21 protein-coding genes and 1 pseudogene are annotated in these 22448 nt (G+C 39.2%); 13 read left to right on the forward strand and 9 right to left on the reverse strand.

Features of this window, described 5'->3' with window-relative positions; translation table 11 throughout:
• Window positions 1-61 precede the first annotated feature (61 nt).
• From pgaA to pgaD, 4 genes are read left to right on the forward strand one after another with little or no spacing between them, the layout of a single operon-like run.
• Window positions 62-2500: a poly-beta-1,6 N-acetyl-D-glucosamine export porin PgaA gene (gene pgaA / locus I7H67_RS17715; protein WP_198308457.1), complete on the forward strand. Its 2439-nt coding sequence runs from the start codon at window positions 62-64 to the stop codon at window positions 2498-2500.
• Window positions 2500-4326: a poly-beta-1,6-N-acetyl-D-glucosamine N-deacetylase PgaB gene (pgaB, locus tag I7H67_RS17720; protein WP_198308458.1), complete on the forward strand. Its 1827-nt coding sequence runs from the start codon at window positions 2500-2502 to the stop codon at window positions 4324-4326. The genes pgaA and pgaB overlap by 1 nt, the downstream gene beginning before the upstream one ends.
• Window positions 4326-5573 carry a poly-beta-1,6-N-acetyl-D-glucosamine synthase gene (pgaC, locus tag I7H67_RS17725; protein ID WP_004791476.1) on the forward strand — a complete coding sequence of 416 codons (1248 nt, stop codon included), beginning with the start codon at window positions 4326-4328 and terminating at the stop codon, window positions 5571-5573. The genes pgaB and pgaC overlap by 1 nt, the downstream gene beginning before the upstream one ends.
• Entirely contained in the window at window positions 5570-6028 is a 459-nt protein-coding gene (gene pgaD / locus I7H67_RS17730; protein ID WP_198308459.1) for a poly-beta-1,6-N-acetyl-D-glucosamine biosynthesis protein PgaD, read from the forward strand. Before pgaC ends, pgaD begins: the two co-directional genes overlap by 4 nt.
• 40 nt (window positions 6029-6068) lie before the next feature.
• Here pgaD and I7H67_RS17735 read toward each other — a convergent pair whose 3' ends face one another.
• The 5 genes and pseudogenes from I7H67_RS17735 to I7H67_RS17755 all read right to left on the reverse strand — a co-directional run.
• Window positions 6069-6632 (reverse strand): flavoprotein, encoded by a 564-nt coding sequence (locus tag I7H67_RS17735; RefSeq protein ID WP_198308460.1) that lies wholly within the window; start codon window positions 6630-6632, stop codon window positions 6069-6071.
• Window positions 6633-6780: 148 nt separating this feature from the next.
• A complete protein-coding gene (locus I7H67_RS17740) occupies window positions 6781-7785 on the reverse strand; it encodes an LLM class flavin-dependent oxidoreductase (protein WP_198308461.1) in 1005 nt (334 codons plus the stop codon).
• Between the two features lie 133 nt (window positions 7786-7918).
• The gene (locus I7H67_RS17745; protein WP_198308462.1) at window positions 7919-8434 is read right to left on the reverse strand and encodes a hypothetical protein; all 516 of its coding nucleotides are present in this window, start codon (window positions 8432-8434) and stop codon (window positions 7919-7921) included.
• A gap of 237 nt (window positions 8435-8671) precedes the next feature.
• Window positions 8672-9091 (reverse strand): glycine zipper domain-containing protein, encoded by a 420-nt coding sequence (locus I7H67_RS17750; RefSeq protein WP_005306721.1) that lies wholly within the window; start codon window positions 9089-9091, stop codon window positions 8672-8674.
• A gap of 196 nt (window positions 9092-9287) precedes the next feature.
• Window positions 9288-9392: pseudogene (locus I7H67_RS17755) on the reverse strand (LysR family transcriptional regulator); the annotation flags it as partial.
• A gap of 181 nt (window positions 9393-9573) precedes the next feature.
• Here I7H67_RS17755 and prfA point away from each other — a divergent pair.
• Together prfA and prmC are read left to right on the forward strand one after the other, a co-directional pair.
• Window positions 9574-10662, forward strand: coding sequence for a peptide chain release factor 1 (gene prfA / locus I7H67_RS17760; protein ID WP_005306718.1), 1089 nt, complete (start codon window positions 9574-9576; stop codon window positions 10660-10662).
• Complete coding sequence (gene prmC, locus I7H67_RS17765) at window positions 10662-11477, forward strand: peptide chain release factor N(5)-glutamine methyltransferase (protein ID WP_198308463.1); 816 nt, start codon at window positions 10662-10664, stop codon at window positions 11475-11477. Before prfA ends, prmC begins: the two co-directional genes overlap by 1 nt.
• 2 nt (window positions 11478-11479) lie before the next feature.
• Here prmC and I7H67_RS17770 read toward each other — a convergent pair whose 3' ends face one another.
• From I7H67_RS17770 to I7H67_RS17780, 3 genes are all read right to left on the reverse strand, one after another.
• Window positions 11480-12319 (reverse strand): ABC transporter permease, encoded by an 840-nt coding sequence (locus I7H67_RS17770; RefSeq protein ID WP_198308464.1) that lies wholly within the window; start codon window positions 12317-12319, stop codon window positions 11480-11482.
• Window positions 12320-12322: 3 nt separating this feature from the next.
• Window positions 12323-13297 carry an aliphatic sulfonate ABC transporter substrate-binding protein gene (locus tag I7H67_RS17775; RefSeq protein ID WP_198308465.1) on the reverse strand — a complete coding sequence of 325 codons (975 nt, stop codon included), beginning with the start codon at window positions 13295-13297 and terminating at the stop codon, window positions 12323-12325.
• Window positions 13298-13539: 242 nt separating this feature from the next.
• Complete coding sequence (locus tag I7H67_RS17780; RefSeq protein ID WP_198308466.1) at window positions 13540-14568, reverse strand: AraC family transcriptional regulator; 1029 nt, start codon at window positions 14566-14568, stop codon at window positions 13540-13542.
• Window positions 14569-14737: 169 nt separating this feature from the next.
• Here I7H67_RS17780 and I7H67_RS17785 point away from each other — a divergent pair, with 169 nt between their 5' ends.
• Window positions 14738-15508: a 3-hydroxyacyl-CoA dehydrogenase gene (locus I7H67_RS17785; RefSeq protein WP_198308467.1), complete on the forward strand. Its 771-nt coding sequence runs from the start codon at window positions 14738-14740 to the stop codon at window positions 15506-15508.
• A gap of 19 nt (window positions 15509-15527) precedes the next feature.
• A complete protein-coding gene (locus I7H67_RS17790; protein ID WP_198308468.1) occupies window positions 15528-16664 on the forward strand; it encodes an acyl-CoA dehydrogenase family protein in 1137 nt (378 codons plus the stop codon).
• 133 nt (window positions 16665-16797) lie between these two features.
• On the opposite strand, the gene I7H67_RS17795 is transcribed toward I7H67_RS17790, so the two are convergent.
• Window positions 16798-17376: a flavin reductase family protein gene (locus I7H67_RS17795; protein ID WP_191900061.1), complete on the reverse strand. Its 579-nt coding sequence runs from the start codon at window positions 17374-17376 to the stop codon at window positions 16798-16800.
• A gap of 173 nt (window positions 17377-17549) precedes the next feature.
• Here I7H67_RS17795 and I7H67_RS17800 point away from each other — a divergent pair, with 173 nt between their 5' ends.
• The 5 genes from I7H67_RS17800 to kdpA all read left to right on the forward strand — a co-directional run bounded on the left by I7H67_RS17800 (window position 17550) and on the right by kdpA (window position 22441).
• Window positions 17550-18326, forward strand: a complete 777-nt coding sequence (locus I7H67_RS17800; protein ID WP_198308469.1) for a HesA/MoeB/ThiF family protein — start codon at window positions 17550-17552, stop codon at window positions 18324-18326.
• Window positions 18327-18384: 58 nt separating this feature from the next.
• Complete coding sequence (locus I7H67_RS17805; protein ID WP_198308470.1) at window positions 18385-19683, forward strand: ABC1 kinase family protein; 1299 nt, start codon at window positions 18385-18387, stop codon at window positions 19681-19683.
• A gap of 15 nt (window positions 19684-19698) precedes the next feature.
• Window positions 19699-20079 (forward strand): dihydroneopterin aldolase, encoded by a 381-nt coding sequence (folB, locus tag I7H67_RS17810; RefSeq protein ID WP_198308471.1) that lies wholly within the window; start codon window positions 19699-19701, stop codon window positions 20077-20079.
• Entirely contained in the window at window positions 20036-20473 is a 438-nt protein-coding gene (locus I7H67_RS17815) for a 2-amino-4-hydroxy-6-hydroxymethyldihydropteridine diphosphokinase (protein WP_198308472.1), read from the forward strand. The genes folB and I7H67_RS17815 overlap by 44 nt, the downstream gene beginning before the upstream one ends.
• Before the next feature lie 258 nt (window positions 20474-20731).
• Complete coding sequence (gene kdpA / locus I7H67_RS17820) at window positions 20732-22441, forward strand: potassium-transporting ATPase subunit KdpA (RefSeq protein ID WP_198308473.1); 1710 nt, start codon at window positions 20732-20734, stop codon at window positions 22439-22441.
• Window positions 22442-22448: the final 7 nt, after the last annotated feature.

A 22448-nucleotide genomic window follows, 5' to 3' on the forward strand; every position in this document is an offset into this window, starting at 1 on the left:
GATTGATTTTTGATTTTAATTATACTTTCCCACCTCGATATGGGACTATCCGATTATCAAAATGCTAAAAAAATGTGTTTTTTCATTGGTATACATCTTGCCTCTCAATTTATATGCTGCTCAAGTGGATGAATTGAGAGAGCAGGCTATTCACACCTACAAAACTGGACAAACTCACCAAGCAATATTTCAACTGGATCAATTGCTAAAAACCTATCCGCATGATCAAAAATTGCTAGCTGATTATTTAGTTGTAATGTCAAATGAAAAAAAAGATCTAGTAACTTTTTCTCAGCATTTAGCGAATATTAATTTAGTTACTTTTCCAGAATATGGACAGCTACCTTTAATACGTAATTTTCGTGATTTTAAACACTTTAAAGATGCGATTGCTTGGTCAAATAAATTTAATATTCAAAAGACGCCTGATGGACAGATTTTGTTAGCAGTTTTATATGCTGAAGCTAAAGATGTTTTAAATGGCAAAGCACAGTTAGCCAAGATTAATACTAAAAATCTGAAGACTGATCAACTTGTACAAATCGCCTATGCATATCGACTCATCAATTCGCCTGTAGATGCTTTATCTGTAATCGAACAAGCACATAAGCAGCAGCCGAAGTCTTTTGCCGTTTTACAAGAATACAGTTATGACTTAGCGGCTGTAGGGGCGTATAACAAGGCTCAGCAGTTATTGCTTGCTAGCGATAAAAATGCACAAACAGAATCGTTACAACACTGGCTACAAGTGAGTGAATTTTCTCAACGTGTAAATAACGCAATTACTCGTTATAAATATTTGAATCGGGAAGGCATGGCGGATAGTGATGCTTTTGCTGAGCTTGATGCTGTGTTGAAGCAAGGCGAGCAAATGCAGTCTTTGATTCAACCGTCAGATCCTAATTATTTAAGATTCCATTATGACTATATATATGCGTTAGATTTCCGCGGGCGTAGCCGTACGGTATTAGATCAATTTACTAAATTAAATGTGCCTTTAGAAAAACTACCAGCCTATATTCGTCATGCGATCGCTGATAGTTATTTGACTGAAAGACAGCCGCAACAAGCTGAGCTTGCTTTTAAAAGCTTGCTTACTGAAAAAAACTATTCAGATATGACGGTATATACTGGACTGTATTACTCATATATTGAACAAGAAAAATATAAACAAGCTGAACAACTTTTAAGTGATGTTGATCGTCTAATTCCTACGTATAAATATAGTCAAGCGAAAGGAGTAGATAAATCAAGCCATCCTGATCGTGATGATTATATTGCTTTACAAGGTATGCATTTAGCCTATGCAAATCATTTGGATCAATCAGAAAAACACTTCCATAAACAAGTAGATCTTGCACCTGCCAACGAAGGTTTAATTAATAATTTGGCTCGTGTTGAGCGCTGGAGAGATAAACCTTTACAGTCCAAACAAACAATTGCTCGTTTAAATGGCTTAACACCAGTTGCTAAAGATACTCGAATTAACCAGATGCAAAATGCTCAGGCTTTAGGCGATATTCCGGAATGGCGCAAAAGCACAGAAAGTCTTTTGCAATATTATCCTGAAGATAGCGGCGTAGTTAAAAGTCGAAAAGAATTGGATGATCGTGATAGAGCAACCATCTCGCACTCAACGACTTGGGGGCAGAGTAAAGCAGAGAATAGCGATTCTGTGAGTGGGCAAAATGGTTTAAAAGACCGCGAAATGGAAACTCGTCTTAATAGCCCGTGGATTAAAGATAATTATCGTCTATTTGCTTGGCATCAAGACCGTTTCGGAGAATATCGTTTTGGTGATGTGCATGACCAACGTTATGGCGTAGGTGCTGAGTGGCAAGCGAACCGTAAGGCATTGTCGGCAATTTTGTCGCAAAGTACGGATGGTGGACAAGCAGGAGTTCGTCTTGATTGGTCGCAATGGTTAAATGACCACTGGCAATATCAATTGCAATATGACAGTCAAGCTAATATTCCATTGCAGGCAATTGACGCTGGTGAGGATGGGCAAGCTTACCGTGCCGCTTTGACCTGGCAAAAAGATGAGTCACGCCAAATTGGGGCGAGTTACGGTTTAACTGATATAAGCGACGGGAATAAACAACAAGAATTTTCTACTTTTTGGCGCGAGCGATTATTTGATGCGCCTCACCATGTTACCTACGGAACCGTTCGTGGATTTTATGGCAGCAATAGCCAAGATCAGACAGCTTACTTTAGCCCAAGCAATCACTACAGTGCTGAGTTGAATTTAAGCCATGATTGGGTCTCTTGGCGAGAATACGAACGCTCATTTAAACAGCATTTTGAAGCTGGAGTCGGGCTTTATAAACAAGCAGATTACTCAGCTCGACCAACATATTCTTTGCAATATCAACATCAATGGCAGCTCTCACGGACTTGGCAACTTAATTATGGAATTGGTTGGCAATACCATCCATACGATGGTCATGATGAACAACATACCTATGGTATTTTCGGATTTGAAGGGCGTTTTTAATGAATAATATGAAGTTAAAAATGTTGAGCTGTGTGTTTGCTTCAACATTATTACCCCTACAGTTTTCTCATGCCCGCATTGAAACTGAACTACCAAAAAATCATACGGTTTCTTTAACTTTTCATGATGTGCGAGATGACGTACTAAAGGAAGGCGACCGTGATGTTTATGCGATTCAGACCAATAATCTGGCGCAATTTCTTGATTGGCTCAGTCAGTCTGATTGGAAACCGATTCGTCTGAAAGATATTGAAGAGGCTCGTAAGCAAGGTAAAGAATTACCTCATAACTCTATTCTACTTACCTTCGATGATGGTGCTTTGAGTAGTTATAGCCGAGTATTTCCTTTACTTAAGCAATATAAAATTCCAGCAGTTTTTGCTCTTCCAACCAGTTGGTTAAATGGCAATACTCAGGCAGGTTATGAAGCTTATGGGCAGGGTAACTTGGTGAACTGGGCTCAAGTTCGTGAAATGCAAGTATCGGGCTTAGCCGAGTTTGCAAGCCATAGTGATGATTTACATCATGGTGTATTGGCAAATCCTCAAGGTAATGAGCAACCGGCTGCAACTTCTTATGCTTATTTAAAATCGCAATCACGTTATGAAACAGATGCAGAATATCAACAACGTATTTTGCAGGATTTGAAAAAATCTTACGCTGTTTTGAAAAAAGAAGTCGGTGTTAATCCGAAAGCAATTATTTGGCCTTATGGCGCTGTGAATGAGCAACTGGAAAAACTAGCGCAGCAAGCAGGCTTTGAGTTTTCTTTCAGTTTGGGTCGTGATGGTATGAATCGTGTGAATGATTCAACTTTCAAGCGTAGCTTGGTTATAGGTAATCCTACAGCTGAACAGCTCACCGAAGGCATGTTAAATATTTTGAACTTTGAAGAGTCAGATTTATTTAAGCAACCTCGTCATTTTGTGAGTATGGATTTAAAGCAGTTAGCAGCTCCACAAAATGCTCAGACCGATGAAAAACTAGGGCAGTTGTTATCAAAACTATATAGCCTAAAAAACAATGCTCTAATCTTAAAGCCTTTGGAAGATAAAAACGGAGATAGGCAATATGATGTTGCTTATTTCCCTACAAATAAAATGCCTGTTCGACAAGATATTTTAAACCGTAGTTTATGGCAGGCTCAAACTCGGGCAGGTCAATCGGTAATATTAGAGTTGCCAGCTTATCCTCAAAAAGATAAGCCATTTTTAACAGTAGATTTGGCTAAAGATATCGCACGCTTTAACAGTAATTTAAGCGGTGTTCAGCTCAATGTAGGAACAGCTTTAAACTGCGCAATGCAAAAAATAACAGTCCAAGAAAATAGTTGTATTGAGCAATCAAAACAGATCGCACAACTGAGTCAAATGACTAAAAAAGCGGTCAAACCTTATTTAAATATGAGTAATCAGGCGCAGTTTAGTTTATTACTTACACCTGATTTAGATCATGTGGAAAAGCTACCTGAGTTTATCAAAACGCTTTTATTACAACATGATTTAGTCAATTTGAAGTTCGATGTGATTGGCAAGAAAAAGCAATTTAATGAGTTGTTAATGCTTTTAAATACACTTGATGAAAATGATAAGCAAAGAATAATGCTGACTTTAGAATTACCAAAAAACTCGCAAAAAACTGCTTGGGAAGAAGTACAGCAAGGACTTTTTTCGATTCAGCGAGTAGGAATCCAGAAATTTGGTATCGATGGCTATGACTTTGAAAAATCAAAAGATGTTCATCAATATTTATATAATCCAATTAGTCTGAATGCTAGTCCTGTGATGTATCAGCCTTTTGCTGAATTGGTAGAGGGGAAAAAGTAATGAGAGTATTACTCGATATTCTATTTGCTTTTGCCTTTTTATATCCCTTACTGATGGCTTGGACATGGATGGTAGGAGGACTTTGGTTCTTCTTTAAAAGAGAATACCGTGAACAAGCACTTCCTGAACCGACCAGCGAAGGATGCAGTATCATCATTCCGTGTTTTAACGAAGAAGCCCAAGTACGCCAAACAATTCGTTATGCACTGCAAACCAAATATCCTAATTTTGAAGTGATCGCCGTTAATGATGGAAGTAGTGACAGGACAGCTGAAATTCTCGATGAATTGTCAGCGCAAGATTCACGACTTCGGGTTGTGCACTTAGCAGAGAATCAGGGTAAGGCCGTAGCTTTAAGATCGGGCGTATTAGTTAGTAAATACGAATATCTTGTTTGTATCGATGGTGATGCATTGTTACACCCACACGCCGTACTTTGGTTAATGCAGCCATTTATTAACTTCCCGCGAATTGGTGCTGTAACGGGGAACCCACGAATTTTAAACCGATCTAGTATTTTAGGAAAATTACAGGTTGGTGAGTTTTCTTCAATTATTGGTTTGATTAAACGTGCGCAGCGTACATATGGCCGTATTTTTACAGTGTCGGGTGTGATTGCGGCATTCCGTAAAACAGCTCTCGTTCGAGTCGGTTTTTGGTCAGACGATAAAATTACCGAAGATATTGATATTTCATGGAAGTTACAGCTCGACCACTGGGATATTCAGTATATTCCACAAGCGCTTTGTTATATCTATATGCCTGAGACATTTAAAGGGTTATGGAAGCAACGCCTTCGTTGGGCTCAAGGTGGGGTAGAGGTTCTTATAGAATATATTCCACAAATGTTCAAACTGCGTGTCCGCAGAATGTGGCCTGTCATGATCGAGGCGCTAGTCAGTATTATCTGGTCTTATGTGATGATTCTGATTTTTACGCTATTTTTTGTCGGATTGTTTATTGAGTTGCCTCAGCAATGGCAGATCAAAACGCTTATGCCACAGTGGTATGGTGTAATACTCGGCGGAACATGTTTAATCCAGTTTTTAGTGAGTTTATGGATTGATCAGCGCTATGACCGTAGTCGCTTTTTTAGAAATTATTTTTGGGTCATTTGGTATCCGTTATTTTTCTGGCTGCTGACTTTGTTCACAAGTGTCGTTGCGGTACCCAAGACTTTATTTAACACTAAAAAACGTGCCCGCTGGGTAAGCCCAGACCGAGGCTTCCGTGGAGATAACCCATGAAACCTGAGGAAAATAAAGATATCGAAACGTTAGATATCCCTGAATATATTGACCAGCCAGAATACGTCAAAAATAAAACGGCAAACTACACATTACAAACCATCGGTTGGTTTTGTTTGATGTGGTTGCTATTTCCCTTGGTTTCTCTGTTTTTATGGGTTTTTGAAGGACACTTAATTTATGATTATGTCTGGGTTGACCATATATCAGAAGTTAAGACCTTATTACACTTAGCATTACTCATCGGAATTAGCGCGCTCATTTTAATTTTATGGGCGAGTTATAACTGGATCAGGTTTAGTGGCGAGGACCGAAGAGCTAAGGCGCCTAATAGTTCTGTTGAACTGTTAGCAGCCCAATTTTCAGTTAGTTCCGAGATGTTAAGTGAGCTGCAAAAGAAACAACGTATCATTTTGCATTACGATGATCATGGGAATTTGCAAAAGTATGAGTAAATAAAAAAAAGCATGGCTTAAAAACCATGCTTTTTTATTTTTATGCGGTTGCTCTAATAATGATATCAACAGGTTGTTCTATGCCGTCCATACTATGAATTGACTTATGGTTGACTTTAACAATGGGCCAAGTTTGTAATTTACAGTTGGATTTTTGGAGTGCCGCATAATAACTATCAGATTTAAAAAATACCTTTTTAGCCGTTGCCATATTGGGGGTTAAAAGGCGCTTAAGCCATGTTTCACTCACCTGAGTATCAAGAAAACGTAAGGCCAAAAGACTTTTTACTCGATTGTTAAATAATCTCCGGTTTTTGATAATGAGAGGATGGGTAATTAACTTATTTGTGCCCATTTGAGTATGAGGCAAAATAAAGTGAGGTGTGATTTGAAATACGGTCACAAATTTTGCTTGTTGACAGATTTTTTCAAGATGGGTCACGGTATCTTGATTTGTACCAATAATCGCGACAGATGAATGTGTAAAATCAAATTCTTTAATTGAGGTTGACGGAATCACTTGACCAGTAAAGTCTTCAAAATCTTGAGAGGTATTTTGAAAAATTGCTGATTTTGAAGTGTTATTTTTAATATTAATACTCATTTTTCCAAAAGTCCTTTTGGTTTTTAAATCATGATGTTTTTATCGTTTTAATATAAATAACCAAGCAGGAAGTCGGGGTAAAGTCTTTTCAGATAGATGGTCATCCCATACTCGAAATTAATTCAAGTATGGGAATGCAAAGCGGAGTTTAAAGTTTTGTTTTTACGTTCATTAGTTGTGTAAAGCTTTCTAAACGTTTAGCTGTATCGTATATATCACATGTGAAAATAAATTCATCAACATCGTATGTCGCTAAAAGCTTTTGTAAACCCGAGCGAACTGTATCTACAGAACCAATTTGCGCCATTGCATAGAAGTTTTCAACAGAAAGCTGTTCTGCCGTATTCCATAATCCCTGCATTGATTCAACCGGTGGTTTAAGCTTTAAACTTTCGCCACGAATTAAACCTAATACACGTTGGTACGCACTCGTTGCTAAGAACTGAGCTTCCTCATCTGTATCTGCCACAACAACAGGCACACCCATAGAAACATAAGGTTTATCTAAATATTCAGAAGGCTCAAAGTTCTCTCGATAGAGCTGAATCGCTTGACCTAACATACGCGGTGCAAAATGAGAGGCAAATGAGTAGGGAAGTCCAAGTTTTGCCGCCAGTTGCGCACTAAAAAGACTAGACCCAAGTAACCAAACAGGAACATGCGTATTTTGGCCTGGCGTTGCAATAATCTTTTGTCCTGCCTGAGGGGCATCAAAATATTTTAGGATTTCGACAACATCTCTTGGAAACTGATCTTCTGTTTCTTGATGACCACGACGTAAAGCTCGCATAGTAAGTTGATCTGTACCAGGAGCACGTCCTAACCCAAGTTCAATACGATTTGGATATAACGTAGCAAGTGTTCCAAATTGTTCTGCGACAACTAAAGGAGCATGGTTAGGAAGCATAATGCCGCCGGAACCTAAACGAATATGCTGTGTATGTGCTGCAATAAAACCGAGTAAGACCGCTGTAGCAGAGCTCGCAATTCCATCCATGTTGTGATGTTCTGCTAGCCAGAAACGTTCAAAACCTAGTTTCTCTGCATGTTGTGCTAACTCTAATGCATGACGTAACGAAAATTCGATGGTTTTATCATTACGAATGGGAGCAAGTTCCAAAATTGAAAACTTGGTATCTTGAAGTGATCGCATGCGATATTCTCGAATAGGGGTATATCGAAATACTACGATATATGAGGGGTAATGTATATCGTTTTTTTTCGATATTAACTTTTACCATTCAATAAAAAAGCACCCGAAGGTGCTCTTTTGATTCATATGTGTATTAGCGATTTTTATACCAGCCGCGGTGTAAACCATTGTCATGACGGCGATGATGGCCACCTTTACTATAGTAACGACGGTCACCATCGTCATATCTACGATCATCTCGATCATAACGGCTACCACGATCATAGCGATCATCGTAGTTACGATCTTCAGAAACTTTACGACCTAGTGCTGAACCACCCGCAGCACCTACCGCAGCACCGATGTAACCACCGTTGGTACCGCCCATATTTTTACCGACGGTATAACCAGCACCACCACCTAAAGCACCACCAATAGCAGCTTCGGTACGGTTGCGACGGTCACTCGCTGCGGCTGCACCACCAGCACCACCTAAAGCAGCACCAATTGTTGCGCCTGTTGTGCCACCCATGCTTTTACCAATTGCTGTACCAACAACACTACCTAACGCAGATGTTGCAGCAACACGAGTACCATTATCTGCATGTGCACCTGTCACCATAGACGATGTTGCAATTAATGCGCTAGCTAACCAAATATTCATTTTCATCTTGCAGCTCCATGTCCTTTTTACTGAGAAGGACAGTATTTTTATCTTGAGATAAATGTAATAAAAAATTTCGTGATAATTATGGAGAACCCCAAAGGAGATACGTTAGTTTTGTGTCTGTTTGTATTGTTTCTATTAATTTGTGGATAAATCCTGAGCAAGTAAGAGGTTATGAATATTTGTTGATTCTAATAAAAAAGCACCCGAAGGTGCTTAGAGTCGTTTCATCAAATTTGATTAGTGATGACGACGGTGTTTTTTCTTCCAGTGTTTAGAAGATCGATCATAATCGCGGTCTTTAGAAATTTTATTACCTAAAGCAGAACCACCCGCAGCACCTAAAGCAGCACCGATGTATCCACCGTTTGTACCACCCATGCTTTTACCAACAGTATAGCCAGCACCACCACCTAAACCACCGCCAATTGCAGATTCTGTACGGTGACGACGGTCACTTGCAACTGCTGCACCACCAGCACCACCTAAAGCAGCACCAATTGTTGCGCCAGATGTACCACCCATGCTTTTACCAATTGCAGTACCAGCAACACTACCTAAAGCAGAAGCAGCTGCTACATGTGTTGTGTTGTCAGCATGCGCTACGGTAACCATAGAAGTTGCTAAAACAGCACTACATAACCAAGCATTTAATTTCATTTTCTACTCCGTGTCCTTAGCAGCAGGACGCTATATCTTTTGTTACGGCAAATGTAACAAAACACGTTTCTCAAAATATGGAGAACCATCAATTCATTATTGTAGTTTAGTGTCTGGTTTGTATGTTTTCTATTAAAATAGAATATTTAATACCCATATAAATAAATATGAGTCTCATTTAATTTTAATGAGTTAATTACTCGCGATATGAACAGAGAAAATTGATCAAAGCTCTTGTCGCAGAAGACATCTGTTTATGTTGTGCATACAGTAAAGAGAGGGGACGTGAGTGGCCTGCAAATCTCATCTGAAATCATTACATTGATAAGTCGCTATTTACAGTGAAAGTTGATGAATTGGTTGATTATATATGTCATTTAAGCGGCATAATCTGTAAACTATGCGCTATTTTTACGATTTTGCTTATCTTCTATTTACATAGCATTCGATAAGCTTTTTGGACTTTTGAGATATTTCCTCTTATGAAAGCGTCACTCCGTTTACGACTTGATCAACTCTGTGATCGACATGAAGAACTTACCGCGTTGCTTGCAGATGTGGAAGTCATCTCCGATAACAAACGTTTCCGTAAATTGTCTCGCGAACATAGTGATTTATCTGAAATTACCGAAGTTTGGGGCAAATACCGTCAAGCAGAAGAAGATATTGAAACTGCTGAAATGATGAAGTCTGATCCTGACTTTAAAGATATGGCAGAAGAAGAAATTCAAGCAAATAAAGATTTGCTTGTCGAGTTAGAAAGTCAGCTCAATATTTTGATGATTCCAAAAGATCCAAATGACTCTAATGCAGCTTATTTAGAAATTCGCGCTGGAACGGGTGGTGACGAGGCTGCAATTTTCTCTGGTGACTTATTCCGCATGTACAGTAAATATGCTGAGACACAAAATTGGCGTATAGAAGTACTTTCTGAAAATGAAGGTGAGCATGGTGGCTTTAAAGAGGTTATTTGCCGTGTAGATGGCGATGGTGTGTATGGTCGCTTGAAGTTTGAAAGTGGTGCGCATCGTGTGCAACGTGTTCCGGCGACTGAATCACAAGGGCGTGTTCATACTTCTGCTTGTACAGTTGCAATCTTGCCTGAAATTGATGTTGATACTAACGTTGAAATTAACCCGGCAGATTTGCGTATTGATACTTACCGTGCATCTGGTGCAGGTGGTCAGCACATTAACAAAACTGATTCGGCGGTACGTATTACCCACATTCCAACAGGTACGGTAGTTGAGTGCCAAGAAGAACGTTCACAGCATAAAAACAAAGCCAAAGCGATGGCTCTTTTGGTATCGCGTTTAGAAAATGCAAAACGTGCAGCAGCCGATGCAGCAACTTCTGAAATGCGCCGTGATTTAGTGGGTTCTGGTGACCGTTCTGAACGTATCCGTACGTATAACTATCCACAAGGTCGTATGACTGACCACCGTATTAACCTAACTTTATATAAGTTAGACGCGATTATGGAAGGTGATTTAACGGAATTGCTTGATAGCTTACATCGTGAATATCAGGCAGATCAGCTTGCGATGCTTGCACAGGAAAATGGCGGCTAATGAATATTGCTCAAGCGCTTGCAATTCGTGGTGAGCCTGACAGTTATGAACGACAAGAAAATGCTTGGTTACTTGAGCATTTTCTAAAAATCAATTCGCTTGAATTAAAGTTTAGACTTGAACAAGAGTTAACTGCCCAACAAGAGCAAGACTATGTAGCTGGGCTTGAACGTATTCAAAAAGGTGAACCTTTAGCTTATGTAACGGGTTCACAGCCATTTTGGACGCTCGATTTAAAAGTAACATCTGATACTTTAGTGCCACGACCTGATACTGAAATTTTAGTTGAAACCGTTTTAAATCTAAATTTGCCAAATAATGCAAATATTGTTGATTTAGGAACGGGGACAGGTGCAATTGCGCTTGCGTTAGCGAGTGAGCGTCCGGATTGGTTCGTCACAGCAACTGATATTTATGCACCTACTTTAGAAGTCGCAAAAGAAAATGCACTAGCTCATAATTTGCAACGTGTAAAATTCGCTTGTGGCGCTTGGTTTGAAGCACTAGAGCCACAAAAATTTGATTTAATTGTTTCTAATCCGCCGTATATCGATCCTGAAGATGAACACATGCAAGCTTTGGCAACAGAACCACGCCGTGCATTGGTTGCAGATCATCAGGGACTGGCTGATATTGAAATTATTATTGCTCAAGGGAAAAACTGGTTAAAACCGCAAGGCTGGATTGCACTAGAGCATGGTTATGATCAGGGGCAAGCTGTTCGAAATATATTTGCTGAGCATGGTTTTAGCCAAATTAAAACTATTCAAGACTATGGCCAAAATGATCGAGTCACTTTGGCATGCTGGATTTAAAATTACTTTTGAAGTGTATCCCGCCAACGTAATAACCAGTTTTCAATAAGTTTCATTAAGGTATCGGTTACTTTACCCAATAGGGCTAATAAAATAATTGCAATGATAACAATATCTGGGCGAGAGGTTTCTCGGCCATCACTGAGTAAATAGCCAATCCCTTGAGTAGCTGCAATCAGTTCAGCTGCAATCATGAACATCCAAGATAAGCTTAAGCTGTTGCGTAAACCCGTTAAAATGCCTGGAGAGGCTGCCGGTAAAATAATAGATATAATCCGCTGAAAAGCATTAAGCCGATAAACTTTTCCAACTTCAATGAGCTTTCTATCTACATTATGAATTGCTGCAACTGTATTGGTATAGGTTGGAAAAAATGCTCCAATTGCAATCAATGTAATTTTTGAACCCTCATCAATTCCTAACCAAAGTAATAGCAGTGGGATCCACGCAAGACTTGGAATTGATTTAATTGCTGAAAAAGTTGGTTCTAAATATGCTTCTGCCTCTTTACTTAATCCCACCCAAATCCCAAAAACTAAACCTAAACCGCCTCCTATAATAAAGCCGAATAGAACACGCCATGTACTAATATAAATATGGGCAAATAGGTCGCTATGAGCTAAATCTAAAAAAGATTGCCATAAACTAGACGGTGCAGGGAGTAGATAAGCATCGATATAGCCATTTCTGACTAAAAATTCACAAGCTCCCAAAAAGATGAGTGGAATGAGTAGCGCTTTAAACCAACGTGTAAATTTATTGTTTAAATGCTTTTTCTGAGATTTTAAAGTCTGCTGAGCTAAGAAATGATTTAGCTCAGCTTTGTTAAGTGAATCACTCATATACTATTTCACGACTTTTTGAGCAAAGCGAGGATCTAACAACTGATCAACCACTTGATTGACATTGGTACCTTTTCTAACCAAGTCTTCTTCTGTCAAAATTTTCCCAGAACGTTTTAGCGCTTGTGTTTGAGTTGCTGATGGAATGCTTTGATCAAAGTTGGTTCGACTCAGTTGTAGCTTAGCCACAGGTAGAGGGAGTTTTGATTCTTGAGCTAAAAGTGCTGCCACTTTATCTGGATTGGCTTTTGCCCATTTTCGGGCTTGTTCGTAGGCTTTAATAACGGCTTCAACCGCTTCAGGGCTTTGCTTTGCGAAGTCTTCTTTAACACTTAGTACGCTATAACTATTAAATGCTACATTACGATAAAGTAATTTCGCGCCCGATTGAATTTGAGCTGAAGCCATTAAAGGATCAAGTCCAGCCCAAGCATCTACTTGACCGCGTTCTAATGCAGTTTTTCCATCTGGGTGCTGTAAATGAACCAGCTGTACATCGTGTTTACTCAAGCCTACAGTGTCTAGCGCTTGTAGGGTAAATAAGAATGGATCGGTTCCTTTGGTGGCTGCAATTTTCTTACCTTTTAAGTCTTTTAGACTTTTAATTGGTGAGTCTTTTGCAACAACAAGAGCGGTCCATTCCGGTTGGCTTTGTACATACACAGTTTTAATTGGGCTACCATTTGCTCGGCTTAATACAGCTGCTAATCCAGCGGTAGAAGCAAAATCGATGCTGTTACTATTGAGGTATTCTAATGAGCGGTTGCTACCTTGACTGAAAACCCATTTAATTTGAGTATTTGGGAGTGCTTTCTCAAGAAGTTTTTGATCTTTGACGACTAAACTGGTTGGTGCGTAGTAAGCATAATCAAGTTTAAGTGTAGTCGGAATGGCTGCAAAAGCAGATGAAGCAAATACAAACCCCAATGTTGATGCCAACAAAGTCTTTGATAAAGAAAATTTTGATTTTAAAGACATGATAAAAATAGAACCGAAATGAAATAAGAGATTATCCTTTCACGCGTTTGATGGCTTACAAACTTAGTTATTTTGATTTATAAATCAGTTTGAAAGATAAAAGTTTAGAGAAAATCATAAGTTGATGTTTTATAGTGATTATTAAGTTTTAAGTAATACACTTATCTGAAATATTGAATTTAAAAGACATAAATATCATAAGCTTAGGGTTTTTATGTCTTAAGCTTCGTTGAGTATGGATTTTATTGCTTGTGTGCAGTTAAATTATCTCGATACGCACCTGGACTGACGCCAGTCCATTTTTTAAAGGCACGGTGAAAAGCGCTAGGGTCTTGGAAGCTTAAATTTTCACTAATATCTTGAATTGAATCATTCGTTTTACTTAAACGTTCAACCGCAATATCACAGCGGATTTCATTTTTAATTTGTTGATAACTGACTCCTTCATGTTTCAGACGGCGTTGAATGGTGGCTTCTGAAATATTGAGTTGTTTTGCAACATCTTTGAGTTCGGGCCATTGGGCGGGGTGCAGTTTCAATAAATGACGACGAATAAGAACGCTCAGGGCATTTTCATTTTTAAAACGGACTAAAAGATTTTGTGGAGTTTGTTCTAAAAAATCATAAAGCGCTTTTTTATCTTTTTTAATTTTAATATCTAAATAGTGGGCATCGAATTCAACTCGATTTATCTCGGCATTAAATTGAATATCTTCACCGAAACGTATGAGGTAATCCTGAATATCGCTCGGTTTAGGACAACGTACTCTAATACTATTTAAGCCAATTCGTTGGTCTACTAACCAGCACATAAGTCCGTGTACTAATATTAAAAAGGTTGCATAGGTAAACATGCGTTTAGGTTGTTCACGATCATGAATCACCAAATAAGCTTTTTCTTGATCTCGTATTAATTCTCCGCGCATGTCATCAAGCACAAAGTTAAAAAACTTCAAAATATCGTAGAGTGCTTTTTCTAAAGTTTCGGCCGTACTGACAAGTTTAGTCAATAACTTATAGCTGCCACGACGCATAGGATGACTATCCATACCAAAAAATTCATCGTTCATGGCGTTGGCAAGCTCTATCCATAATTGGGCATATGTCGTAACAGGCACACGAGCCTTTGGAGACATCAATAATTCAGCGGGAATGCCTGCTTTATTTAGAATTATTTGTGTATTTAGGCCTTTGGCATAAGCCGCACTCAGTGCTTCATGTACTAGTGCAATAGAAATTGTGCCTTTACTTAAAGAAGATTGGACAACCATGTCAAAGACTCATATTTTCTTCATATATTTCAAGTGAAATATTTCATATTTAAAATTTGGATTGATCAAAAGCTGCAAGCATTTTGAGGCTTTTTGAAATTGTATCGGAAAACAACAACTTTTACTCTCACAACTAAAGTTAAAGAACATTTCTATAGGATCGTAAATAATGAAAATTCAAGGGAAACATTTCGTGATTACAGGTGGTGGCTCTGGTTTAGGTGCTGCTACAGCTGAGTATTTGGTAAAGCAAGGTGCTTCAGTCACATTGGTCGACATGAATGTAGAAGCAGGCGAGCAGCAAGTAAAACAATTAGGGCCAAAAGCTGACTTCGTAAAACTTGATGTAACCGATGAAGCTGCTGCTGAACAGTTCTTTAAAGATGTGTTAGTAAAACATGGCAGCTTGCATGGTTTGGTTAACTGTGCGGGTATTGGTCCTTCTGCAAAAGTAGTTGGCCGTGAAGGCGTACATGATTTGGGGCTATTTTCAAAAACACTGCAAATTAATGTCACAGGCACATTTAACATGCTGCGTTTTGCAGCAGATGCAATGAGTAAAAATACGGTTGAAGCAGGTGAAGAAGATCGTGGAATCATTGTTAACACTGCTTCCGTTGCAGCATTCGACGGTCAAATCGGTCAGGCTGCCTATTCAGCATCTAAAGGCGCTATTGTTGCCATGACATTGCCAATTGCTCGTGAGCTTGCGCGACATGCCATTCGTATTATGACGATTGCGCCAGGAATTATGGAAACTCCAATGCTTAAGGGCATGCCACAAAATGTGCAAGATGCTTTGGGACAAATGGTGCCATATCCATCGCGTTTAGGAAAACCCGAAGAATTTGCTCGTTTAGTTGGGCATATTGCTGAAAACTCTTACTTAAATGGTGAAGTCATCCGTCTAGATGGTGCAATTCGTATGGCAGCAAAATAATAAAAATAAGGATATTTAAATGATCTTAAATGCTGAACAAAGTATGGTTCAGGAGATGATGCGTAATTACTCGCAAAATCAGTTAAAACCAACAGCTGCACATCGCGATAAAACTCATGAGTTTCCAGCTCAAGAGTTAAAAGATTTAGGTGCACTAGGTGCTATGGGCATGACCGTTCCTAATGAATGGGGCGGTGCGGGAATGGATTATGTCTCTTTGGTACTCGCAATTGAGGAAATTGCCGCAGGCGATGGTGCTATTTCGACAATCGTAAGCGTACAAAACTCTTTGATTTGCGGTATTACACTGGCATACGGTTCAGAGCAGCAAAAACAAACCTATTTGCCAAAATTTGCCTCTGGCGAATGGCTAGGGTGCTTTTGTTTAACTGAGCCACATGTCGGTTCCGATGCGAGCGCAATTCTATGTAAAGCCGAGCGAGATGGTGACCATTGGGTTTTAAATGGCGTAAAACAATTTATTACCAGCGGTAAAAACGCCCAAGTGGCTTTGGTATTTGCGGTCACAGATAAACAAGCTGGCAAAAAAGGCATTTCGTGCTTTCTTGTGCCGACCAATACACAAGGTTACTTGGTGACTCGAATTGAAGACAAAATGGGCCAACATGCTTCAGACACAGCAACCATTACTTTTGAGGACTGTCGAATTCCGTTAGAAAATTTGGTAGGGCAACAAGGTGAGGGTTATAAAATTGCACTTTCTAATTTAGCAGCTGGACGTATTGGGATTGCTGCTCAATCTGTTGGAATGGCAAGAGCGGCTTTTGATGCAGCCGTGCAATATGCAAATGAACGTAAGGCCTTTGGGGTGGAATTAGTTCAGCATCAGGCGGTTGGTTTTCGCTTAGCCGATATGGCAACTCAGATTGAAGCTGCACATCAGCTAGTTTTGCATGCTGCAACTTTAAAAGATGCGGGGCTACCTTGTTTAAAAGAAGCCTCAATGGCAAAGCTATTTGCATCAACAATGGCTGAGCGAGTTTGTTCAGATGCGATCCAGATTCATGGTGGCTATGGCTACGTGAGCGATTTCCCTGTAGAGAGAATTTATCGTGATGTTCGTGTAAGCCAGATTTATGAAGGGGCTTCGGATATTCAACGTTTGGTGATTGCTCGTGAAGTTGCTCAAGTTTAAATATGAAATTTTAAAAAATAGTCACTGACTGCAAAAGACCGCAATTGTTATGCGGTCTTTTGCCATTGAGCAGAAATTTTCTAGGTTGAATTCAATACACTTCAAAATTTAAATGAAACTCGCTTTTTGATGATTAAAGCTGAGCTTTGACTTCTTCACCAATCAAGTAAAACGTTCCACCTGCAATATAGTGCAGGCTTCGAAGTTCTTTCGGTGCATCTTGAAAGTGCCAGTGCCCATCTCTAAAAACACGGCTATCTGCCCATGCACCCACAACAGAACCAATAAATAAATCATGAGCCGACTGATTATGAGGTTCTGGAATAAGTTTACAGACAAGCCATGCAATGCAACCTGATACAAGCGGGCTAGTAAGACCTTCTTGATAAAATAGTTCAACACCACAATGCTCAAGTTTTTGTGGATCATCCAACTTACTAATGGTGCCAAGTTGATGAGTCAGATCAAGCTGTGCATAGCAAGGAACTTGTAGTGTGAAATAGCCACTTTGCTCAACGAGCTGTCGGGTTTTAGTACTTTTATCAAGAACCACGGACACTTTGGCTGGTTTGAACTCTAAGGCACATGCCCAAGCGGCAGCCATCACATTGCGGTCATCACCATGTTGTGCAGAAACAAGCACAGTTGGACCATGATTTAATAAACGATAAGCTTTTTCTAACTCTACAGGTGCAATATATGATTGCGTCATATTTAGCCTAAGTAATAAAGAAAATAGATATTTCTATTGTTGCAGAAAGCTTGATAGATGCAATGTTGGTAAATAAGGTTTATTAGAATAAAAAAGTTGTTTCTATTTTATAGCTTTCATAATGACGAACTTAGTCATAAAATCATTTCGCTTCTAAGTGAAAGGATTAACGCGTGACCGAGCTTCAAGATATCGATTTTGTAGAGTTAAGTGATGAAGAAATGCATCTCTATAGCCGTCAGATTTTACTTGATGGATGGGATATTGAAGCTCAAGAAAGACTCAAGCTTGCTAATGTGTTGATTGTGGGTGCTGGTGGAATAGGCTGCAGCAGTGCAGAACTACTTGCGCGAGCAGGGGTTGGGAAAATTACACTGATTGATGCAGATACGATTGAGATAAGTAATTTACAGCGTCAAATTGCATTTGGTCATGAAGATATCGGACGTTATAAAGCAGAAATTTTGGCTAAACGTTTACAGAAAATTAACCCTTATATCTGTGTTGAATACTATAACGAACGGTTAGACGAACATAACATTGATAGACTGGTTGAACACCAAGATGTGGTTTTAGATGGATGTGATAATTTTACAACCCGCTATTTGGTAAATGCAGCTTGTAAGAAGCATCAGGTCGCACTAATTAGTGCTTCAGCAATTGGTTTTCAGGCACAAATGTTTATGGTTGAAGGAGATTCAGCTTGTTATGAATGTCTTTTTCCGAAAGAACAACATAGTAATGAAGGACTGCGCTGTGCAGAATCAGGGGTGCTAGCGACTACTCCTATAATGATAGCGTCATTACAAGCACATCACACTTTGCTATATTTAGGGTTAAATCGTACACCTTTAAAGCAGAAACTATTATTGTGGGATGGTTTAAATATGACACAACGTATTGTTAGTTTTGATAAAGATGTAAATTGCCCACTTTGTCAGGCAAGCTAATCAGTAAATTAAACAAAATTTGCTACACTCAACCTGAATGATTTGGTTTTGAAGAAATATGAAAAAAAATATTTTGTTTGATGGGTTACGTTCCGTCGCCCGCATTGGTGAAACAGCAGTGGTTGCGGCCAAAGCTGGAATTAAATACGCAACTGAAAAACCAAGTAATGCCAAACTCATGCGAGAGACTTTTGAGTCACTTGGCTCAACTTATATTAAGCTTGGTCAGTTTATTGCGAGTACACCATCGCTTTTCCCGCGAGAATATGTAGAAGAATTTCAAGGTTGTTTAGACCAGACTCCAACACTTCCATTTAGTTATATTCAAGGTGTGCTTGCATCTGAGTTTGAAGGGCGTGATTTAAGCCAGATTTTTAGCTACATCGATGAAAAGCCATTAGCTTCTGCTTCAATTGCTCAGGTTCATGCAGCTAAGCTGACCACAGGTGAAGATGTTGTTATTAAAGTACAAAAGCCTGGCGTTGAAACCATTTTATATACAGACTTAAGTGTAGTGCATTGGGCTGCCAAGCTACTTGAACGTGCAGTACCAAAAATCAAATTTGCTGCTCTTTCAGAAATTGTTGATGAAATTAAAAGCCGTATGGTTCGTGAAGTCGATTTCATTGAAGAAGCACAAAACTTAGATGACTTTATTGAATATCTGAATATTTCGCAAAACAAAGCTGCGACTGCACCTAAGGTTTATCATCAGTTTTCTACACGTCGTGTATTAACTATGCAACGCCTATACGGTGTGTCTTTGACGGACTTTAGTGTTGTAAAACAATATGCTAAAGATCCATCGCAAATACTGATTACTGCCATGAATACATGGTTCGGTAGCCTCATGCTATGTAAGAGTTTTCATGCGGATTTACATGCTGGGAACCTAATGTTGCTTGAAGATGGTCGAATTGGTTTTATCGATTTCGGTATTGTGGGTCAGTTAAAGCCTGAAGTTTGGACAGCATGTATGGCCTTTATGGATGCCTTACAAAAAACTGATTATCAGGCAATGGCTGAAAACATGCTGAAAATGGGTATGACTCATAATAAAGTTGATGTTGATGTATTAGCACAAGATTTAGAGCGCTTATTTAACGGCGTATTAATGTCTGACCCTCAACAGATTCTCGCTTCAAATCCAGCCGATTTAAACGACATTATGATGGATATGGTAGGAGTTGGTGAGCGCCACGGTATTAAATTCCCACGTGATTTTGCCTTGTTATTTAAGCAAATGCTTTATTTCGATCGTTTTATGCGCGTACTCGCACCATATACTGATATTTATGCAGACCAACGTTTGAAAATGGTTCAAAATATGGAACCTGCTTCGTTGTTAAAGCACTAAGGTCAGTTTAAATTTATGGATGCCATTATTATTGAAGGCTTGAAGGTTGAGACAGTGATTGGCTGTTTCAACTGGGAAAGACAAATCATTCAACCTTTAATGTTGGATTTAACCATCCATAATGATTTGAGCCGAGCTGCAGCGTCTGACAAGCTTGAGGACACACTCAACTATGCGCAGATTTGTGAGTTATCGGCTCAAACTATTCAACAAGCTAAACCTGAATTAATTGAACATGCAGCACATCTTGTTTTGAAATGTTTGTTTGAAACCTTTCCAACAATTGAAAAAATTACCATAACCATCCGTAAGCCCGCCATCATTGCAGAAGCTAATGCTGTAGGAATTCGTCTTGAACGCACCAGAAACAATTTTTGCGCTCGCCCTAGCGAGTAATTTAGACGCAGATCAGCACTTTACTTTTGCGTATACGCAATTAGCAACTTTGGGGAAAGTGCAGTTTTCATCTGTTTATCAAATTCCATGCCGAGATGGTATTGGAGATGATTATTGGAATTCAGCATGTCTATTAAATAGCACTTTATCGTGTGACCAAATTGAATCTTTTTTAAAGCAACTTGAGTCAGATTCTGGGCGTGTTCGTCCATCGCATCATATCTCATTAGATGTAGATTTGATTGCATGGGGAAGTGATCTGGACCATATGCAATTTAATTCTAAAAAATTACCTTTGGCACTTGATGTAAAAATTCCTTTATATGAACTTTGGCCTTGTGAAACCTTAAAGGCTGATAGCATGCTTTATCCAGTCGTTAATTTTAAAGTTTAAAGGCTTTCACACAAGATTTTACGCAAACTTTACGCGGTCTTTAATTTCCTCAATAGAGAATTTACGGACATTTTATCCATACTGAAATTCACTAAATTAGTGTTATTTCAGGACAATAAAGATGCTTATAAATTCTCAAATGTGCATCTTGCATCAGTCTGGCATTGTCTTATGCGGACTTAAAACAAATGATATTTCTTCATCTCTCCTTATTTCCAGTTTGGCAAATCAAGCCAAGGGGTATAGAGGAGAATAGCCATGTTAGAACTTATCCTTGTTTTATTTATTGCTATTTTTCTAGCATGGTGCCTCGGTAAATATCTATCCAAAGTGATGACAAATCAGCCGATGGCGGGCGATGGATTATTTCGCTGGATTGAAAATCCTGTTTATCGCTTGTTAAGTATATCTCCACAACAACAAATGAACTGGAAACAATATTCTCTAGCATTTGTTGTGAGCTGTGTTTTTCTAGCTATAGCCGTTTTTGCTATTTTTATGACACAAGCATGGCTACCATTAAATCCAAATCATGCACCAAATATGAGTTGGGATTTAGCATTACACACGGTTATTTCATTTTTAACTAATACCAATCAACAGCATTATTCTGGGCAAGCTCAATTATCTTATTTGTCGCAAATGACAGGTATTGTGGGCTTGCAAGTCATTACTCCAATGATGGGGCTGGCTTTGGTGGTCGCAACTTTAAGAGCGTTCTTTTATCAGAGCCCAAGCTATATTGCAGCCGATGTTGCCGAGCAGCCAGATCAAATTTTAATTGGTAACTATTGGGCAGATGTAATTCGCCCTACAGTACGCTTTTTGCTTCCACTCTGTTTTGTCTGGTCATTATTGCTCAATAGCCAAGGTGTCCCAGCAACTTTCCAAGGCGGGCCAGAAGTACAACTTATTGATAAAGCCAACACTGTAGAAACTCAAAAAATTCCTTTGGGACCAGTTGCACCGATGGTGGCTATTAAGCAATTGGGTAGTAACGGTGGTGGATGGTACGGTCCAAATAGTTCTGTGCCTTTAGAAAATCCAACACCACTGTCTAATTTATTAGAAATGATTGCGATTTTACTCATTCCAATCACAGTAATTTTTATGGTTGGGCATTTTACTCATCGTAAAAAGTTTGCTTACTTTGTGTTTGGTAGCATGCTTTTTATGTCGATTATTTCAGGTGCAGCAGCCGTCTGGTCTGAAAGTATGTCATCGACAGCATCTCAACTTGCCGTAATGGAAGGTAAAGAACAACGTTTTGGACCAGCCGCATCAGCAGTTTGGGCAGCGATCACTACGCAGGTGAATAACGGTTCGGTCAATATGATGCATGATTCTTCTGCGCCGCTTACTGGTTTAGTCGAACTCATCAATATGTTGATTAATGCGATTTGGGGCGGTGTGGGCTGTGGTCTGCAACAGTTTATGATTTATCTATTACTTGCAGTATTTATTGCAGGTTTAATGACAGGTCGTACCCCTGAATTGTTTGGGCGCAAGATTGAAGCAGCAGAAATTAAATTGCTCGCGATTATTATCTTGATTCAACCTTTAGTCATTCTTGCATTTACCGCATTAAGCCTCAGCATTCCAGGCATATCTGGAATTAGTAATCCGGGACCACATGGTATCAGCCAAGTGTTCTATGAATATGTCTCTGCATTTGCCAACAATGGTTCAGGTTTTGAAGGTCTTGGAGACAACACTGTATGGTGGAATGTCACTTGTAGTATCGCTCTACTGTTAGGACGTTTTCCGACATTAATTTTGCCATTAATGATTGCGACACGTTTAGCAGCAAAAAGAAAAGCACCCGAAACAGCAGGTAGTCTTCAAGTTGAAACTCCAACCTTTGCTTTAACGCTGATTACGATTGTTGTGTTGCTTACCTTATTACAATTTATGCCAGTTCTTGTCCTTGGGCCAATTGCCGATCAACTTTTGTTGGTTAAAGGCTAAGGAGGCG

The sequence above is a fragment of the Acinetobacter sp. ACIN00229 genome, from assembly GCF_016106645.1.
GTDB lineage: Bacteria > Pseudomonadota > Gammaproteobacteria > Pseudomonadales > Moraxellaceae > Acinetobacter > Acinetobacter oleivorans.

Bases quoted from the DNA above. Each gene is read 5' to 3' on its own strand.
- pgaA (WP_198308457.1), top strand. From the start codon at position 62: ATGCTAAAAAAATGTGTTTTTTCATTGGTATACATCTTGCCTCTCAAT.
- pgaB (WP_198308458.1), top strand. From the start codon at position 2,500: ATGAATAATATGAAGTTAAAAATGTTGAGCTGTGTGTTTGCTTCAACA.
- pgaC (WP_004791476.1), top strand. From the start codon at position 4,326: ATGAGAGTATTACTCGATATTCTATTTGCTTTTGCCTTTTTATATCCC.
- pgaD (WP_198308459.1), top strand. From the start codon at position 5,570: ATGAAACCTGAGGAAAATAAAGATATCGAAACGTTAGATATCCCTGAA.
- I7H67_RS17735 (WP_198308460.1), bottom strand. From the start codon at position 6,632: ATGAGTATTAATATTAAAAATAACACTTCAAAATCAGCAATTTTTCAA.
- I7H67_RS17740 (WP_198308461.1), bottom strand. From the start codon at position 7,785: ATGCGATCACTTCAAGATACCAAGTTTTCAATTTTGGAACTTGCTCCC.
- I7H67_RS17745 (WP_198308462.1), bottom strand. From the start codon at position 8,434: ATGAAAATGAATATTTGGTTAGCTAGCGCATTAATTGCAACATCGTCT.
- I7H67_RS17750 (WP_005306721.1), bottom strand. From the start codon at position 9,091: ATGAAATTAAATGCTTGGTTATGTAGTGCTGTTTTAGCAACTTCTATG.
- prfA (WP_005306718.1), top strand. From the start codon at position 9,574: ATGAAAGCGTCACTCCGTTTACGACTTGATCAACTCTGTGATCGACAT.
- prmC (WP_198308463.1), top strand. From the start codon at position 10,662: ATGAATATTGCTCAAGCGCTTGCAATTCGTGGTGAGCCTGACAGTTAT.
- I7H67_RS17770 (WP_198308464.1), bottom strand. From the start codon at position 12,319: ATGAGTGATTCACTTAACAAAGCTGAGCTAAATCATTTCTTAGCTCAG.
- I7H67_RS17775 (WP_198308465.1), bottom strand. From the start codon at position 13,297: ATGTCTTTAAAATCAAAATTTTCTTTATCAAAGACTTTGTTGGCATCA.
- I7H67_RS17780 (WP_198308466.1), bottom strand. From the start codon at position 14,568: ATGGTTGTCCAATCTTCTTTAAGTAAAGGCACAATTTCTATTGCACTA.
- I7H67_RS17785 (WP_198308467.1), top strand. From the start codon at position 14,738: ATGAAAATTCAAGGGAAACATTTCGTGATTACAGGTGGTGGCTCTGGT.
- I7H67_RS17790 (WP_198308468.1), top strand. From the start codon at position 15,528: ATGATCTTAAATGCTGAACAAAGTATGGTTCAGGAGATGATGCGTAAT.
- I7H67_RS17795 (WP_191900061.1), bottom strand. From the start codon at position 17,376: ATGACGCAATCATATATTGCACCTGTAGAGTTAGAAAAAGCTTATCGT.
- I7H67_RS17805 (WP_198308470.1), top strand. From the start codon at position 18,385: ATGAAAAAAAATATTTTGTTTGATGGGTTACGTTCCGTCGCCCGCATT.
- folB (WP_198308471.1), top strand. From the start codon at position 19,699: ATGGATGCCATTATTATTGAAGGCTTGAAGGTTGAGACAGTGATTGGC.
- kdpA (WP_198308473.1), top strand. From the start codon at position 20,732: ATGTTAGAACTTATCCTTGTTTTATTTATTGCTATTTTTCTAGCATGG.